This window comes from Carboxydocella sp. JDF658 (assembly GCF_002049395.1).
In the GTDB taxonomy this organism is placed as follows: Bacteria; Bacillota.
Genome location: NZ_BDLR01000025.1, coordinates 39,196 through 53,922 on the forward strand (window position 1 = coordinate 39,196; position 14,727 = coordinate 53,922).

Annotated in this window: 10 protein-coding genes; all 10 read left to right on the top strand. The window is 46.2% G+C overall.

The window, feature by feature from the left end; genetic code table 11:
- Positions 1-37: 37 nt before the first annotated feature.
- Entirely contained in the window at positions 38-991 is a 954-nt protein-coding gene (locus tag JDF658_RS05155; protein ID WP_079906699.1) for a glycosyltransferase family 2 protein, read from the top strand.
- Between the two features lie 31 nt (positions 992-1,022).
- The gene (locus JDF658_RS05160) at positions 1,023-1,889 is read left to right on the top strand and encodes a glycosyltransferase family 2 protein (protein WP_079906700.1); all 867 of its coding nucleotides are present in this window, start codon (positions 1,023-1,025) and stop codon (positions 1,887-1,889) included.
- 14 nt (positions 1,890-1,903) lie between these two features.
- Complete coding sequence (locus JDF658_RS05165) at positions 1,904-3,316, top strand: undecaprenyl-phosphate glucose phosphotransferase (protein WP_079906701.1); 1,413 nt, start codon at positions 1,904-1,906, stop codon at positions 3,314-3,316.
- Between the two features lie 19 nt (positions 3,317-3,335).
- Entirely contained in the window at positions 3,336-5,345 is a 2,010-nt protein-coding gene (locus tag JDF658_RS05170; RefSeq protein WP_079906702.1) for an O-antigen ligase family protein, read from the top strand.
- A gap of 108 nt (positions 5,346-5,453) precedes the next feature.
- On the top strand, positions 5,454-7,787 hold the full coding sequence (locus JDF658_RS05175) for an S-layer homology domain-containing protein (RefSeq protein ID WP_079906703.1): 2,334 nt from the start codon (positions 5,454-5,456) through the stop codon (positions 7,785-7,787).
- A 68-nt stretch (positions 7,788-7,855) separates the two neighbouring features.
- Positions 7,856-8,536: a hypothetical protein gene (locus tag JDF658_RS05180; protein ID WP_079906704.1), complete on the top strand. Its 681-nt coding sequence runs from the start codon at positions 7,856-7,858 to the stop codon at positions 8,534-8,536.
- Between the two features lie 111 nt (positions 8,537-8,647).
- Positions 8,648-9,793: an efflux RND transporter periplasmic adaptor subunit gene (locus JDF658_RS05185; protein WP_079906705.1), complete on the top strand. Its 1,146-nt coding sequence runs from the start codon at positions 8,648-8,650 to the stop codon at positions 9,791-9,793.
- Positions 9,790-12,915, top strand: a complete 3,126-nt coding sequence (locus tag JDF658_RS05190; protein WP_079906706.1) for an efflux RND transporter permease subunit — start codon at positions 9,790-9,792, stop codon at positions 12,913-12,915. Before JDF658_RS05185 ends, JDF658_RS05190 begins: the two co-directional genes overlap by 4 nt.
- The gene (locus JDF658_RS05195; protein WP_079906708.1) at positions 12,899-14,086 is read left to right on the top strand and encodes a TolC family protein; all 1,188 of its coding nucleotides are present in this window, start codon (positions 12,899-12,901) and stop codon (positions 14,084-14,086) included. The genes JDF658_RS05190 and JDF658_RS05195 overlap by 17 nt, the downstream gene beginning before the upstream one ends.
- A complete protein-coding gene (locus JDF658_RS14405; RefSeq protein ID WP_079906709.1) occupies positions 14,086-14,670 on the top strand; it encodes a TetR/AcrR family transcriptional regulator in 585 nt (194 codons plus the stop codon). Before JDF658_RS05195 ends, JDF658_RS14405 begins: the two co-directional genes overlap by 1 nt.
- The last annotated feature ends 57 nt before the right edge of the window (positions 14,671-14,727 follow it).

Below are 14,727 nucleotides of genomic sequence, written 5' to 3' on the forward strand. Positions count from 1 at the left end.
ATCTCTATAATTTCTATAATAGTAGAGGTATTCCTATATGATTCATATTCAGATTATTACTTTTAATAATCAGAGAATAATCACCAACTGCCTACAATCTGTTAATAAACAAATATTGAAGGATTACTCTGTTGGTATCATTGATAATGCTTCACATGATAATACTGTTGATCTAATTAAAAAGTTTCATAATATAGCTTTTAAACAAAATACCATTAACCTTGGTTATGCGGCAGCTCACAATCAGGGACTAAGAGAGCAAAAAGCCGACTATATTTTCGTATTGAACCCTGATATCCAATTAGCCCCAAACTTTCTTAAAGAATTAATAAACACGATACAACAAGACCCCTCCATCGGTATGGTTTGTGGCAAACTTCTCCGTATGACTACAGATGGTCAACTAACCAACATCATTGACTCAACCGGCCTTATCTTGAAAAAAAATCGCCGGGCTTTCGATCGAGGACAGGGAGAAGAGGACAGAGGCCAGTATGATGAGCCGGGATATGTCTTTGGCTGTAGTGGCGCTGCCGTTCTTTATCGCCGAGAAATGCTTGAAGATATCAAGGTTTTGGACGAATATTTTGATGAATCATTCTTTGCCTATAAGGAAGATGTAGATTTAGCCTGGCGTGCCCAATTGCGAGGGTGGAAAGCTTATTATAATCCTAAAGCAGTTGCCTACCATGTCAGAGGTTGGAAGGAAAACGGAAGAGATCAAGTTCCTCGTTTTGTTCAAATTCATTCTTACAAAAACAGATATCTTATGCTATTAAAAAATGATACATTGATGAGTATATTACGTGCCCTTCCACAGTTCTTGCTTTATGAATTTGCAGCTTTTATATATGCTCTATTCAGAAGACCTTATTTGCTAAAAGGCTGGGTACAAATTTTTAAATTGCTTCCCCTGACCTGGAAAAAACGCAAGATTATTCAGAGCAGAAGGAAAGTCACCCCCAGAGAAATTGAAAAATGGTTTGAATGAAAAGTAAACCTGTTTAATGGGAGGACAAACATTGAAACTGTCCATCATCATCGTCAATTATAATACCAAAGCCTTGCTAAAACAGACTCTACAGTCTGTCTACAACCATCCTCCTCAAGCAGATTTTGAAGTCTTTGTTGTGGATAATCATTCAACCGATAGCAGTGTTGAGATGGTTAAACAAAATTTTCCGCAGGTTAAACTGATTGAAAATCAGGAAAATGAAGGCTTCTCCCGTGCCAATAATCGCGCTATTCGAATAAGCAAAGGCGAATATATACTTCTGCTCAATTCTGATACTGTAGTTTTACCTAATACTTTTGATATTATGCTTGATTTTATGGACAAGCACCCGCAAGTAGGGGCGGCGGGATGTAAAGTTCTATTACCTGACGGCAAGTTGGATTTGGCTTGCCGTCGCAGCTTTCCCACCCCGCTGAATGCCCTTTTTCAGGCCCTTGGACTGAGTAAACTCTTTCCCAAAAGTCGGTTATTTGCACAATATAACCTGACGTATTTGGATGAGGATCAAACCTATTCTGTGGATTGCCTGGTGGGTGCATTTATGTTAGTACGCAGAAAAACTATTGAACAGGTAGGTTTACTGGATGAAACCTTTTTTATGTATGGCGAGGATATTGACTGGTGTTACCGGATTAAAAAGGCCGGGTGGGAAATTTATTACTATCCTGAAGCCAGGATCATCCATTATAAAGGAGCTAGTAGTAAAAAAAAGAAATATCGAATGATATACGAATTCCATCGTGCCATGGTAATTTTTTATCAAAAACACTATGCCCCGAATAAATTTGTACTTGTTAATATCATCGTTCTATTAGGAATTTGGCTGCGTTATCTGGTTGCATTAGTTAGAAATTTGTTCAAACAGTCGAATTAGTTGGTGATGTAACAATGATAAGAGAAAACCAGCGTTTTTTAAATCGTGTACTCTTTCTGCTGGACAGTATCACTGCCCTGACAGCTTTATATGCTGCCTGGTGGTTAAGATTTGAAAGTAATTTATTAGGACAAGTTGATATAGGTACACGACTAACCAAATTTAGCTATTTGATCCCCGCTTTATATATAATACCGTTATATTTATTTATTAATTACCTGATCGGGTTATATTCGCCTCAAAGAGCCAGCAGGTTTTCCCATGAATTTGTTCTTGTTATTAAGAGCAATTTAATTGTTCTTCTACTGGTAATGAGTATTTTGTTTTTTATCAAAGAAATACATTATTCCCGTCTGGTTTTATTAATTTTTCTAATATTAAATATTATATTAAGCACTATTGAACGGTTAACTTTACGATGGTTCCTGCGTTATATCCGTAACCGGGGGTATAACAAAAAATATTTATTGATATTAGGAGCCGGTCGCTTAGGAAGGGAATTTTACAATAAAATTAGCCATCATCAGGAATATGGCTATGAAATATTAGGTTTTTTAGATGATGATCCTGAGAAATTGGGCAAATCTATAGGAAGCACTAAAATTTTAGGTAAACTGGAGCAATTGCCAGAAATATTAACTTCTTTACAAATTGATGAAGTAATCATAGCTTTGCCAGTAACTGCTTATAAACGGATAGCAAATGTTATAGATTTGTGTGAAAAATATGGTGTCAAAGCCTTAATAATTCCGGATTTTTTTGATCTAATTCCTGCCAAACCTCGTATCTCCGATTTAGATGGAATCCCCCTGATTGACATACGCCATGTACCATTGGATGAACCGGTAAATAAAATCATTAAAAGGTTATTTGACATTGTTTTTTCTCTTTCAGTTCTGATCCTTCTCTGTCCACTATTCATACTTATTGCAATAGGTGTTAAACTTTCTTCTCCTGGTCCTGTTTTCTTCAGTCAAGAGCGGATCGGTCTTTATCGCAGACCGTTTAAAATGTATAAATTTAGAAGTATGTATGTAAGTGATGATACAGTTTCGCAGACACAATGGACTGTAAAAAATGATCCGAGACGTACAAAGTTTGGTGCATTTTTGCGAAAAACCAGCCTGGATGAACTGCCTCAATTTTGGAATGTCTTAAAAGGCGACATGAGTGTGATTGGCCCCAGGCCTGAGCGTCCCTATTTTGTAGAGCAATTTAAAGAAAGAATACCTAAATATATGATCAAACATCATGTTAGACCAGGTATTACCGGTTGGGCTCAGGTTAATGGCTGGCGTGGGGATACTTCCATTGAGGAAAGGATAAAATGTGACTTATATTATGTGGAAAACTGGACTTTTTCGTTAGATATTAAAATTATTATTATGACTATTTTAAATGGTTTCTTTAACAAAAATGCCTATTAATTAATAAGGGGGAAGTAGGGTGCCAGTTAACGGATTTGTTTTTTGGGTCTATATATTAACTGTTTTTTTCCTGGTTTTTAACAGGGGTGGTTTTTTTGCTTTTGAAACCATGCCTGTAACTGCTGTTATCCTTGCATTAGGGGCAGCAATTTGGTTGCAAAATCAGTCCGAAGGTAAATATTTTAAATATATGAAAGTGCTTGGTGCCATTTGGCTGGTTACCTGGTTTTTGTCTCTAAATAAAGCAGTTCACCTTAGTTTGGCAATTGAAGAAATGTTAAGGGTTGCTCTCTATATATTTTCATTTATTATTATTTGTTTTGTCGCTCAAAAAAAATCACATCGGAAGTTACTTTTGGGAATATTATTGATTATCGGTGTTACTGAAGCTTTGAGCGGTTTGGGTACTGCCTATGGCACATTTGATTTTGATGCTGCCTATAAAGATGGCAGAGTAATGGGGACAATGCAATACCCTAATGCTTATGCAGCTTTTTTAAGTATGTTATTTATACTAAGTATTTTTATATATACAAATACAGAAGAACGTTATCTAAAATCTTTGATTTCTTCAGCTAATTTTATTATGTTTACTGGGGTTTTGTCAGCTCAATCGAGAGGTTCCGTATTGGTTCTTTTAATGGTGGTATCTTTGGCACTGGTCTTTTGGCCTCGGGAAACCCGCTGGACTGCGATTGCTCAAACAATATCTATTATCATTCTTGCCTTTTTGTTTGCCCATTGGACGGTTGACTTTAGCGGTAAGGTTAGTGAAAGCGAACACTGGCTGGCATTGTTTGGCGGCGGCATTTTAGGTGCTGGAGTTCCTTTTATTAAACCACCAGAGACCATTAAAGCCAAATTTAGTAAACAAGGCAAATTACTATTATTTTTGTTGATGATGGTACTGCTGGCAGGTGTTATTTATTATGCTTTTCAGGAAGAAGGACTCTTTAACCGCCTGGCTAGAATAAATTGGCAAGAACAAAGTGTGCAAGAAAGATTTGTTTTTTACCAGGACGGTCTTAAAATTTTAAAAGACTACCCCTTAACCGGGGCTGGCGGTGGTGGCTGGCGCAGTCTTTTTGAAAAATATCAGAGTTACCGCTATATTTCTCGTGAGACGCATAGTTATCCACTTAAAGTACTTGTTGAAACAGGTATAATTGGCTTTTTATCCTACATTGTATTTTTTGGTGCATATTTCTTACTGGTACTATATAATTTCTTTCAAAAAAAGCATTTTTCCACTTTAGCGATGGGTAGTTTGTGGTCTGTTTTATTGATTACACTCCATAGTTTTATTGACTTCACTTTATCTTTATCTGCTATATCAGTGATTATGTGGACTATCATGGCTTTAACCATAACAGAAATCGATGAACATGAAAATAAAACGATTCGCCCCCTGTGGCAAACCATAAGTGGTCTAATAGTGATAGTTATGTTATTTGGTTTAGCGATAAAAACTGGAGGAGGAGAGTATTATTTTAGAGAAGCTCAAAAAGCGCTACAACAAAATGATATCGATGCTGCGAAAAAATATATTGATAAAGCGACTGATTTTAATAGTTGGAAAGGTGATTACTATCGATTAAAATTTAATATCTATCTATTACATGCTCAGCAACAAAAAGAAATTCAAGAGTTTAATTCGGCTATAGAAGCAGCTAAAAAGGCTGTAGACATTGATTCTTATTCACCCAATAATGTACTCACCTATGGTAAAGCCTTGTTGCTGGAAGGTCAGATCGAACAGGGGCTTAGTGAACTGGAAAAACTGACAACCCTTGCCCCCTATGATATCCGTACCTGGGAAGTCCTGACTGAAGCCTACCATAATGTAGCCCAGTATTACCAGCAACAGGGCGAAACGGCGAAGGCAGAAGCTTATCGGGCCAAAATGCAGGAAGTTCCCCGGCGGATGGAAAAGGTCTGGCAGCAAGTACCGGAAAAATACAAGCGAATGTGGATTGCTTGGCCCAAACTTGAGGTAACAGATTATATGAAAAAACTGTTGGTAAATTAGGGAAAACTCCGGCCGTAGGCCGGAGTTTTTTGCAGGAAATTACAGAAGATTGTCGAACTTATTATGACTAATAATAATACGTTTACGTTATGAAAGGAGCGGAGAAAGATGGGTCTCAAGAGAAGAAGATGGCAGCTGGTGGCCTTGTTCTTGAGTGTATTGTTATTTTGGACCCAGATTGCCTGGGGGGCTTATGGTAGCACTCTTTATCCTTTATATGAAATTTATCACCCCAATGACCCGACTTTAGCTCCGGGTAACGCCGAATTTAATTACAACGGTTATCTCTATTACACCGGTTTTAATCAGACAGTCAAGGTTGATGTTGATTTTAACGGTTGGCTGACGGACAACAATTTAGGTGGAGCAACTATCAGTGAAGTATATGCAGACTTAAGCAGTATCGGTATGGACAGCCATTATTTGTTAATTGATAACGGATATAATAATTTTACCTTGCAATTCCCTCTGCCTGATTTGAATGCAGAAGCCCAAACCTTCAGTTTGCCCCTCATGGTCCAGATCAATGGTGAGAGTAGTCCACGCCTGGCTGGAGAGTATAATCTGCTGTTAAATTACAATTTTCCAGGTGGTTGGCAGCTGTTGCCCGACCCGCGGATACAGACCGATGTGGGCCTGGGCTCCATGACTTCCTTTCAGGTAAACAGGCCTGGAGTCGGTTCAATCAAATGGTGGCCGGCAACGACATTATCCCTGGTGGACCCTGTGCTGATCAATAGCTGGCAGGATTGGCAGAGGGTTTGGCTGGAGCCAAAAATCATCGGTTATGGCCCTGATTATTTGCTTACAATGCCTAACCGCCTGGAAATCGTCATGGAAGATGTCTATTTTGCCGCTGGGACGGGAGATCCTGACATTATCAAACTTACCCCTGATGGTTCCGGTGGCTGGTTAAAGAGCAAACCACTGGATAATACTGCTTTTGTTGTAGCGCCAGCCTGGGATGTCCAGACCAAACAGGTTAACTTTACCATTGACCAACCATCCATCTATGCTTTTCCGCCCAGTTTGCGTGTGGATCTGCCGGTAGAGGATATGGTCTATTTGACAGAGCCGACTCAGGCTCAGGTGACAATCCAGGGCCAGGTTCAAGACCTGAAAGCTACCATCCAAATCTACCTGGATGCTGAACCAGTGCCGCGAGCTACACCCGGATTAAACAACGATGGCACCTTCACAGCAACTTTAAACCTGGCAGGTCTGAATGATGGTACTCATACCTTGAAAATAAAGGCCCTCTCTACCAATCCCATACTGAATGAGGAAATCAGCAAAACAGTGATTACCGACTTACAACCACCCGCTGTCACCGGAGTAGCTGATGGCCAGACTTATACTGCGCCGGTGACCCCGGTTTTTACTGAAGGAAGCGCCTTGCTCAATGGGCAACCATTTCTTTCCGGGACGACCATAACTGAGAATGGGCAATACCAGCTGGTGGTAACAGACAGTGCGGGGCATGCCACTACCATCACCTTCACTATTGCCATCCCTGCTTCCGGGCCTGCATCGGGCGGCAGTTCTGGCTCTGGCTCAAGCTCTGGGGGTGGGTCCAGCTCGGGTTCTGCCTTGCCTGCCGGATTTAATGTTCCTGCCGAACTTTGGGCGGGAATTGCCATCAGCCCGACTACAGTCACTGGCAAAGAACCCGGGATCAATGCTGGCATTTGGGATATCACTTATAATGGTTCATTAAGCCAACCGGCCGCCATCACCTTCCCCCTGCAAACACAGCTCCAGGATGGGCAAGGGGCTGGTGTCTGGTATTACAGCCCTCTGGCAAATCGCTGGCTTCCCATCGGCGGTCAGTTGGGAGTTGATCGGCAAACCATTACTGCTAATCTGAACCATTTCAGCCGCTATGGTGTGTTCCTGCGCCCCAACAGCTTCCCGGACCTCCCGGCTCAGCACTGGGCGGCAGCCACCATCTCCCGCTGGGCAGGTCAGGGACGGATTCAGGGCTACCAGGGTAAGTTTGAACCGGAACGCGCCATGACCAGAGCCGAACTGGCAGCCCTGCTGGTACGGTTGCTGGCCGTAGAAGACGATGGCCGGTCCTTGCCCTTGCCTGCCGATGTTCCTGCCAGTCACTGGGCAGCCCGGGATATTGCCCTGGTGGTGAACAAAGGCTGGTTGCTGGGCTATAATAACCGCTTCCGTTCCCAGGAGGCGGTAACCAGAGAGGAACTGGCCGTGGTTCTGGCCAGGCTGGCTGACCTGGGAGCAAGTGCCGATCTAAGTGCCTTCAGTGATAACAGGCAAATCTCACCCTGGGCCCGCGCGGCGGTAGGACAGGCAGTTAAACAGGGATTAATGAACGGGCGCAGTCACAGCTCTCTGGCTGCTCGGGCAGTTGCAACTAGAGCAGAAGCTGTAAGTATGCTGTATCGCTGGAACAAAAAATTTGGTCTCAATGAATAATTCCCCCTTGTCCAGAACAGATGTTTGCGATATAATTAACATGAAGCTATTGGGAAGGGGGGAGGATGGTGGACAAGCTGGACAGACTGGAAGAAATGATGCGCCAGGTCATTGTCATGCTTGCCGGAATGGATGCCAGAATCGAAAAACTGGAAAAAGAATTTGCTGAACTGAGACAGGAAGTTAATCTGCTTAAGGCACAGATGGCAGAATTTGTTGCTCTTAAACCGCAAATCGAGGAACTGATTGCCTTAAAACCGCAAATCGAAGACTTTATCAAACTTAAACCAGAGATTGAGGAATTTATCAAACTTAAGCCAGAAATCAAGGAACTGATTGCCCTAAAACCGGAGATTCAGGAATTTATCAAGCTTAAGCCAGAGATTCAGGAATTCATCAAGCTTAAGCCAGAGATTCAGGAATTCATCAAACTAAAACCAGAAATTCAAGAATTTATCAAGCTAAAGCCAGATATCCAGGAATTCATCAAGCTCAAGCCTCAAATTAAAGAACTGGTTGCCTTGCAGTCGGATATCCAGGGACTGGTAGCATTAAAACCAGATTTGGAGGCTCTGGTTAGCATGAAACACAAAATCGAAGAAAGCCATACCTGGCTTGGGACCATTTACGAAGGACACCGGTTTCAACGGGCGGAAATGGACCGCGTGAATATCAAGCTCGCCAGAGTAGAAGGTGCTCTCACCGGAATGGCCAGTAGTCTGGAACCTTATCACAAAACAGCCCCCTGATCCCAGGGGGATTTTTTTCTCCCTATTGACCCAGAGGTCGGAGTAGTATATACTGGAAACCAGAGACCGACTGGTCGGTCGGAAGGGATAAATGCAGGGAGGGATCAGAGCATGTTCAGAACTGGTTTAGCGCTCTTGCTAGGACTCACACTGCTGGTAGGAGCAGCAGGATGTGGAAGTAAAGCCAAAGAAACAGCCACTGCCAGTGAGGCTGTACCGGTTGAGGTGGTAACCGCAACCGAAGGGCCCATTTCCCAGACCATTATTATTGCCGGTAAGGTAGTGCCCAAACAGGAGATAGCCCTGGTGCCCAAAGTGGGCGGCAAAGTCAGCCGGGTAGCGGTGGATATTGGCCAGAGGGTAAAAGCTGGCCAGGTGGTAGTAGAGCTGGATGCCAGTGACCTCAAAGCCCAGATTGCCGCCACTGAAGCGGCAGTGCGTCTGCAACAGTCTTTGCAAAAGCAGGCCGAAGTCAACTACCAGGACGCCCTGAACAACTATAACCGGATCAAATATCTCTATGATCAGGGGGGAGCTTCCCAGCAGCAGCTGGATACAGCCAGGGCCAACCTGGATCGGGCCCAGGCGGCCTACAGCCCTGCCGGGGGCGGCAGTTCTGCTGCCCAGATCCAGCAGGCCCAGGCCCAGCTTCAGGCTCAACGGGTGCAATTGGCCAACTTTACCCTGACTTCACCCATTAATGGGGTGGTAACAGCCCGCAATATCGACCCGGGGGAAATGGCATCACCGGGAGTGCCGGTCCTGACCATCGTGGATGACAGTACCATGCTGGTAGAAGTAGGCCTGATGGAAAACCAGATCAATTACGCCCGGCCCGGACAGACAGTGGAGATAAAAATCACAGCCACTGGCCGTACCTATCAGGGGGTCATCCAGTCCATCAGTCCGGCTGCTGACCCGCGCAGCAAATCCTATTTAACCCGGATTGAGATCAAGAACGCCGATGAGTCGGTCAAAGGCGGCATGGTAGCGGAAGTGACATTGGCAGCCCAGGAGAAGGATAAGGCCTTGCTCATACCCAAAGCAGCCATAGTGGAAAAGCTGGGGGCCAGATATGTTTATGTTGTGACCGGTAACAAGGTGGACGAAGTCAAGATAGAAACCGGTTTGAGTGATGCCGAGAAGGTGGAGGTGCTTTCTGGAATCAAGGCTGGCCAAAAGGTGGTTATCGCTGGCCAGAACCTGCTGGCTGATGGTACTGAGGTACAGATCAAGGCAGGAGGCCAGAAACAATGAGGATCTCCGACCTTTCCATCCGGCGTCCGGTTTTAACTGCCGTAGTATTCATTTTTATTATCATAATGGGCCTGGTTTCGGTTACCCGTTTGGGGCTGGACCTTTATCCTGATCTGAATTTCCCGGTTGCTGCGGTTGTGGTTAATTACGAAGGGGTGGGACCCCAGGAGATTGAGAACCTGATTACACGCCCGGTGGAACAGGCTATGGGTACAGTCAACAATATCGATCATATTACCTCGGAAAGCCAGCCGGGCTCATCCCTGGTGCTGGTCTGGTTCAAGTGGGGCACTGATATGAGTGAAGCCACCATCCAGATGCGGGAAAAATTGGACCGGATCAAACCTGTGCTGCCCGGGGACGCCGATACCCCCATGGTGCTGAAAATGGACCCAACCCAGATCCCCATTTTGCAGCTGGGGGTGACCGGAGGTAAAGACCTGGCGGATTTGCAGCAAATCGTGGAGGATAAAATCCAGCCTCGCCTGGAACGACTGGAGGGGGTAGCCTCGGTAGTTACCACCGGGGGTTATACCAGGGAGATTCTGGTGCAGCTGGATAGCAACAAGTTACAGCAGTATGGGCTCAGCAGTACCCAGATTGCCGGCATTTTGCGTCAGGAAAACCTGAGTCTGGCCAGCGGGGAGCTGACTGATGGCGGCAAAATCCTGTTTGTCCGTACTCTGGGAGAATTCAGGAGTATTGATCAGCTGGCCAATCTGCCGATTCCTCTGCCCCAGGGTGGCACGATTGCCTTGAAGGATCTGGCTCTGGTCAAGGATAGTAATAAAAAAGTGCGTCAGTATACCCGTATCAACGGGAAGCCCAGTATTGGGATTCACATTCTGAAACAGACCGGGACCAATATTGTGCAGGTAGCAGACCGGGTCAATGCGGAACTGGAGCAGTTACAAAAAGAACTAAAAGCGGACGGAGTCCAGATCAGCATAGCGGTGGATAACTCCAAATTTATTCGGGACTCCATCAATCAGATCAAACAGCATTCCCTGGAGGGCGCTGTTCTCTCCATCATCGTGCTGTTGCTGTTTTTACGCAACTGGCGCAGTACCATCATTGTCGGCCTGGCCATTCCTATTTCAGTGGTTTCTACCTTTGTCTTGCTCTATTTGAAAGGCATTACCCTTAATATGATGTCGCTCGGGGGCCTGGCCCTGGGGATAGGGCGGATGGTGGATGATTCCATCGTGGTGCTGGAAAACATCTACCGGCACCGGGAGCGGGGCTTGAGTCTCATTGAAGCAGCCCGCCAGGGCGCAGCCGAGGTGAGCAATGCTGTTATCGCTGCTACTCTGACGGCAATTGCCGTATTTCTGCCCATGATTTTTGTGGAAGGAATTGCTGCGGAATTGTTTCGGCAGATGGCTTTAACTGTTTCTTTCTCCCTGCTCTGCTCCTTGCTGGTATCTCTGATGCTGGTACCGATGTTATCCTCCAGGTTTTTACGACTGGAAGAGGAGAAAAAGCACCATCTGTTCTGGTGGGACCGGCTGCTTAGCTGGTTTGGTCGCGGTCTCAACAAGCTGGATGACCGTTACCGGGACCTGCTGGCCTGGAGTCTGGGCCACCGCAAAACAGTGGTAATACTGGTAATCGGATTGCTGGTAGCCAGCGGAGCGCTGGTGCCGGTAATCGGCATGGAGTTTATGCCCAAAACCGACACTGGAGAAATTGCTGTAGATATCAAGCTGGCCAAAGGGACGGTGCTGGAAAAAACCGCAGCTGTAGCCGAGTATTGTGAGCAAAAGGCCAGGGAACTGCCCGAGACAAAGGTTATTTTCACTTCCGTCGGGCCTTCCGGACGCGGGGGGATGGTCAATCTCAGCGGGCAATCGGAAAATGCCCAGATTCGCATCAAGGTAGGCGCTCGTTCTGAACGGCAGCGCAGTACTGACGAAATAGTGGAAGACTTACGCCGGCGAATCGGAGCTGTACCGGGTGCTCAAATTTCCGTCAAAATGTCAGATGCCAGCCAGGGCGGACCTACCGGGGCGCCCATTCAGATCAATATCAAGGGGCAGGACCTGGAAGAGCTGGCTCGCCTTGCGGATGAAGTAGTGAAAAGGGTGAAACAGGTGCCCGGAACCCGGGAAGTGGAAAGCAACCTGGAAGCCAGTCGGCCGGAACTGCAGATTTATCTCAAGCGGGAAGTGGCGGCTCAGTATGGCCTGACGGCTACTCAGGTAGCCAGTGCAGTACACCAGGCTCTGGCCGGGGAAACTGCCACCCGGTTCCGTACTGGCAAAGATGAAATAGATGTGCGATTGGCTCTGGAAGACAGCTATGCCGAAAGTCTGGGGCGCCTGGCAGCGTTGCCTTTATCCCTGCCTGGGGGCGGGGTGGTGGCATTGGGTCAGGTGGCAGACCTTTCGGTTACCATGGGCCCGACCTCTGTCAAACGGGAGGAAAATGCCCGTATGGTAACGGTTTCAGCGGAAAATGTGGGCCGGGACCTGGGCAGCGTTACCAAAGACATCCAAAAGGCTCTGGCCGACCTGCGCTTGCCACCCGATTATACCCTGGAATATGGCGGGCAGAACAAGGAGATGATGCGATCCTTTGCCAGCCTGGCGCAGGCGCTGGTATTGGCGATAATTCTGGTCTATCTGGTCATGGCAGCTCAGTTTGAATCCTTCCTCTATCCTTTTATCATCATGTTCTCCTTGCCTACTACCTTTATCGGGGTGGTAGCAGGGTTGGCCTTGACAGGCAGAGCCTTTAGTGTCAATGCCTTTATCGGAGTGATCATGCTGGTGGGGATTGTGGTTTCCAATGCCATCGTGCTGGTGGATTACATCAATATCCTGCGGGAACGGGGCAAAGACCGCTGGACGGCCATTCTGGAAGCCGGTCATACCAGGTTGCGCCCGATTCTGATGACTACCCTCACTACTGTGCTGGGGATGGTTCCTCTGGCCCTGGGAATTGGCGAAGGAGCAGAGGCGGAAGCTCCGCTGGCTACGGTAGTAGTAGGGGGATTGACCACCTCCACAATTCTGACGCTGGTGTTTGTGCCGGTGGTCTATACCCTGTTTGATGATGTGCGCAACTGGCGCTTTAAAAAATCAAAAATAGGGGGGAATTACCATGAAAGCAAGAATTAAAACCGTAGCACTTTTCCTGGTTATTTTGCTCACCACTTTAACTTTATCTGATGGGGTAGGAGCACAAACTGCTAATCCTAAAGTGGTGAAGCTCTCCCTGGATCAGGCTATTGATCAGGCTTTAAAACACAGTTCGGATTTGAAACTGGCGCAAATAGCAATAGATAAGGCACAGATTGCTGTGGACAAAGCGGAAAACGGCAAAGAGCAGATGGAAGATGCTAAAGACAAATTGAGCTCGATCGGACAGTGGAATGACAGTTTTGATAACGACCTGGTCATGTATTATTATCCCCGTCAGGCCCGGTATGCGCTAACTATGGCGGAGAAGGCCAAAGCCCTCAAGGAAAAAAAGGTACGCCTGGAAACCCAGCAGCTTTATTATGAGGCTTTAAAAGCCCAGATGATGCGGGATGTCAAGAAACGCAGCCTGGATAAAGCTCAGGAAATGGTGCGGTTGGCTTATGCCAACCAGAAAGCCGGGGTTTTCTCCAAACTGGATGTCCAGAATGCCGAAACCCTGGCCGCATCCGCCAAAGCGGAATATATAGCCTATGAAAATAAGTTTCAGATCGCTCGCATGAAGTTGAATAAGCAGCTGGGACTGGACCTGGACACTCCCCTGCAATTGACCACTGTGCTCAATTATGTTCCCAGCAATGACCTGGATGTGGAAAAAACCATCAAAGATACGGTGGCTGAATCCCTGGATATTTACAGTGCCAATGAAACGGCCAGTCTGGCAGCATTGAAGGCTCAGCTGGCAGATAAATATTATACTTCCAATGTCTTTACCAACCGGGAAGCTCAGACGGCCAAAGCAGAGGCAGAAGAGAAAAAAGAAAAAACGGAAGTAGAAGTGCGGCTGGCGGTAAAACAGGCCTATTATACCCTGAAATCTGCCGAGGAGAGGATTAATGTCTTAAAAGCCAGTATAAATAGGGCCCGGGAGGGACTGCGCATCACTACCCTGCGCTATCAGAAGGGGATGGCAACCAATGCTGAGCTGCTGGATGCCCGGGTCAGCCTGGAGCAGGTGGAAGCGCAGTATGCGGAAGCTATTTTCGATTACAATCTGGCACGGGCCCAGTTCACTTCCCGGCTGTTTGTGCTAGCTGGCTCTGATGCCCAGACTACAGCTGCCACCGGAACCGGGGGGGCAGGATTTTAATGGAAACCAGCGGCAAGCGGGAACAAATTCTGGCGGCGGCGATGGAAGTCTTCAGCCGCCGCGGCTTCCATGAAGCTAAAATGGAGGAGATAGCGGCCGCAGCTGGAGTGGGCAAAGGTACAGTTTATGAATATTTTAGCAGTAAAGCTGAGCTGTTTCAGGAAATGTTTCGGCAAAACATATGTAAGCACCTTTCCCGGCTGGAAGACGCTATAGCGGCAGAAACAACGGCAACGGGCAAAATCCAGCGTCTGCTGGAATTACATTTTCAGTTTGCCTGGGAAGCTCAGGACTTAACCAGGTTAAGTCTGGATTTTGGCCATCTGAATTTTAACCAGGAATTCAGGCAATGGATTCTCAGAAATCAGAGACAAAAGATAGAATTGATTACCCGGCTGGTGAGGGAAGGCCAGGAGAATGGAGAATTCAAAACAGAACTAAATCCCCATGCGGTAGCGCTAGTTATCCTGGGTACTTTCCATTCGCTGTTCGGGGCAATTATGGCTGGCACAGCCGAAGACAGACTGGTTAATGATATTTTTTCCGTAATTATTCAGGGTTTAGCAGGAAAAACCAACAATTAGTCGAACAATAACAATATTATGTAGATATAGTTACCCTGGTGGCAAGGGGAGGACTGA

Excerpts from the sequence above, each read along its gene's own strand:
- JDF658_RS05165 (WP_079906701.1), top strand. The coding sequence starts at position 1,904 with ATGATAAGAGAAAACCAGCGTTTTTTAAATCGTGTACTCTTTCTGCTG.
- JDF658_RS05195 (WP_079906708.1), top strand. The coding sequence starts at position 12,899 with ATGAAAGCAAGAATTAAAACCGTAGCACTTTTCCTGGTTATTTTGCTC.
- JDF658_RS05155 (WP_079906699.1), top strand. The coding sequence starts at position 38 with ATGATTCATATTCAGATTATTACTTTTAATAATCAGAGAATAATCACC.
- JDF658_RS05185 (WP_079906705.1), top strand. The coding sequence starts at position 8,648 with ATGTTCAGAACTGGTTTAGCGCTCTTGCTAGGACTCACACTGCTGGTA.
- JDF658_RS14405 (WP_079906709.1), top strand. The coding sequence starts at position 14,086 with ATGGAAACCAGCGGCAAGCGGGAACAAATTCTGGCGGCGGCGATGGAA.
- JDF658_RS05190 (WP_079906706.1), top strand. The coding sequence starts at position 9,790 with ATGAGGATCTCCGACCTTTCCATCCGGCGTCCGGTTTTAACTGCCGTA.
- JDF658_RS05175 (WP_079906703.1), top strand. The coding sequence starts at position 5,454 with ATGGGTCTCAAGAGAAGAAGATGGCAGCTGGTGGCCTTGTTCTTGAGT.